The sequence below is a fragment of the Sphingopyxis flava genome (assembly GCF_900168005.1).
GTDB lineage: Bacteria > Pseudomonadota > Alphaproteobacteria > Sphingomonadales > Sphingomonadaceae > Sphingopyxis > Sphingopyxis flava.
The window spans coordinates 1-2,713 of sequence record NZ_FUYP01000084.1 but is presented as its reverse complement, the minus strand read 5'-3'; the positions used below and the strand labels follow the sequence as shown (position 1 = coordinate 2,713).

2 protein-coding genes are annotated in these 2,713 nt (G+C 65.6%); both read right to left on the bottom strand.

What is annotated here, in order from left to right; genetic code table 11:
* Nucleotides 1–273 precede the first annotated feature (273 nt).
* On the bottom strand, nucleotides 274–1,002 hold the full coding sequence (istB, locus tag B5X69_RS20495) for an IS21-like element helper ATPase IstB (RefSeq protein WP_079640313.1): 729 nt from the start codon (nucleotides 1,000–1,002) through the stop codon (nucleotides 274–276).
* On the bottom strand, nucleotides 989–2,503 hold the full coding sequence (istA, locus tag B5X69_RS20490) for an IS21 family transposase (RefSeq protein ID WP_079640312.1): 1,515 nt from the start codon (nucleotides 2,501–2,503) through the stop codon (nucleotides 989–991). The genes istB and istA overlap by 14 nt, the downstream gene beginning before the upstream one ends.
* Nucleotides 2,504–2,713 lie beyond the last annotated feature (210 nt).

The following is a 2,713-nucleotide window of genomic DNA, read 5'->3' as shown; positions in this document are numbered from 1 at the left end:
GGCGGCAAAGCTCTCCCCGCCCAGCACGACAGCCGCATGCTCCCAGCCACTCGCCGCCAAGCGGAAGTGGTAGAGGCGATAGGCCAGGGTCTCGCTGTCAAACGGCGTTCAAAAGGGACCCCCGATCGGCGTCGAAGAGGGACCCCCTTTTCGGATAATATGATGCTGGTTTGTTGAAGATGGCCTTGCGCTGCGTGCGGCGGAGGGCGGGCGTAGCCCGACCGGAGGCGCGCGCAGCGCAAGATAGATTTTTGAAGGCGGCGAAGGTGGCGGTCAGCTGCGGTTTTTGAAGCGCCAGCTGTCGTTGCCGGTCTCGACGATATCGCAGTGGTGGGTGACGCGGTCGAGCAGCGCCGTGGTCATCTTGGGATCGCCGAACACGGTAGGCCACTCGCCGAAGGCGAGGTTCGTGGTGATGATGACGCTGGTGCGCTCATAGAGCTTGCTGATGAGGTGGAACAGCAACTGCCCTCCCGAGCGTGCGAACGGCAGATATCCAAGCTCGTCGAGCACTATCAGGTCGAGCCGCGACAGCTGCGCCGCCAGGGTCCCGCCCTTGCCGATCCGGGTCTCCTCTTCGAGGCGTGTCACCAGATCGACGGTGTTGAAGTAGCGGGCGCGAGCGCCTCTTCGCACGACATTGGCGGTGATCGCGATGGCGAGGTGGGTCTTTCCTGTCCCCGTGCCGCCGACCAGCACGATATTGCGGCGAGGCGGGAGGAAGGAACCGTCATGAAGGGAGCGGATCAGCTCCTCATTGATCGGGGTGCCCTCGAAGCTGAACCGCTCCAGGTCCTTCACCACGGGCAGCCTGGCGGCCGTCATGCGATAACGGATGGAGGCGGCATCCCGGTGGGTCGCCTCGGCGCGGAGCAGATCGGTCAGTATCTCCATGGTGGTGCGCTTGCGCTGGAGGCCGGTGGTGACGGCCTCGTCGAACGCCGCCGCCATGCCCTTGAGCCCAAGGCCGCGCATCGTGTCGATCATATCATGCCGCTGCATCATAGCCTCGCAGCAGATCATAGCGGGCACAGTCGGCAAGCGGAGGATGCCGCAGCATCCCGTCTTCCGAGGTAACGATGCTGTGGGGCGTCGCCGGCTCGCGGCGCCGGGAGAGGATGTTGAGGATCAGCTCGTCGCTGGCCGTTCCGCTCGCCAGCGCTTCGCGCACGGCAGCCTCGACCAGCTCCAGGCCATCGGTGAGCACCGCCGAGAGGACCCGCACGAACCTGCGATCCGCCTCGTCCCCGGCGCCGAGCCTTCGCCGTAATCGATGCAGCGCGGGCGGCAGGTCCCAGTCCTGGAACGGGGCGCCGTTACGCAGCGCGCCGGGCTTGTGCGCGAGGACCGGCAGATAATGCCAGGGGTCGTATATGGTGCGGTTCCGACCGAAGTGGCGCTCATGCTCCCCGACGGTCGCTTCGCCGCAGCGTATGACGATGCGATCGGCATAGGCGCGCACCTGGACGGTCCGGCGTGCGGCCGTCGACATGACCGAGTAGCGGTTGCGATCGAAGCTGATGAGGCAGGTGCCGGTGACCGCATGCTCGCTCTCATGGAAGCCGTCGAACGGTGCCAGGATCGGCTGCAGGGCGGGTCGTTCCATCTCCAGCGCCTCGGCGACGGTGATATCCCCGCGCTCGGGATGGGCATGATGCTCGGCCCAGCGCCGGCACTCGGCCTCCAGCCACCCGTTGAGCTCGGCGAGGCTGGCGAACCGCAGGCGCGGCTGGAAGAAGCGGCCTCGGATCGTCTGGACCTGCTGCTCGACCTGGCCCTTCTCCCATCCCGCCGCTGGTGAGCAGGCCGTCGGCTCGACCATGTAATGATCGGTCATGATCAGGAAGCGGCGGTTGAACACGCGCTCCTTGCCGGTGAACACGCTCGTCACCGCCGTCTTCATATTATCGTAGATACCGCGCCGCGGCACGCCGCCGAAGAAAGCGAACGCCCGGGCATGAGCGTCGAACAGCATCTCCTGGCTCTCACGCGGATAGGCCCGGACGTAAGGCGTGCGCGAGGCGCAGAGGCGGACATGCGCCACCTTCACCCGCATCGGCTTGCCGGCGATCTCCACATCCTCATGGCTCCAGTCGAACTGGTAGGCCTCACCCGGCTGGAAGGTCATCGGGATGAACGCCGGTGCGCCTTCGCCCGCATCCTTCCGCCGCGCAGCACGCCAGCGCGCCGCATAGCGGCGCACCGCGTCATAGGACCCCTCGAACCCCTCGCGCACCAGCAGGTCGTGGATACGCGTCATCCGCAGCCGATCGCGGCGGCCGCGGCCCTCGTTCTCCTCGAGCAGCACATCGAGCCGGTCCTGATAGGGGCCGATCCGCGGCAGCGGCTGGACTGTGCGCTGGTAGTTGAACGCCGCTTCCGGCGACCGGATCGCCTTCCGGACCACCTTGCGCGATAACCGAAGATCACGGGCGATCGCCTTGATCGCCTTCCCAGACGCATGCTCACGCCGAATCCGAACCACTGTCTCCACTACCAACATCCCGTTCTCGCCAACTGATTAAAACCAGTCGGCCGACTATATCCCCGGGATGAAGGGGTCCTTTTTACACGCCGATCACCCCACGAAGGGGGTGCCTATTGCACGCTGATCCTCAGGTCTCGCCGGCAACAGTGACCTTGAGACTGTCGCATACCGTGAAATCCGACAGGCCCTGCCGACCGGGCTCATGATGCTGCGGGAAGAAGATCT

Excerpts from the sequence above, each read along its gene's own strand:
- istB (WP_079640313.1), bottom strand. The coding sequence starts at position 1,002 with ATGCAGCGGCATGATATGATCGACACGATGCGCGGCCTTGGGCTCAAG.
- istA (WP_079640312.1), bottom strand. The coding sequence starts at position 2,503 with ATGTTGGTAGTGGAGACAGTGGTTCGGATTCGGCGTGAGCATGCGTCT.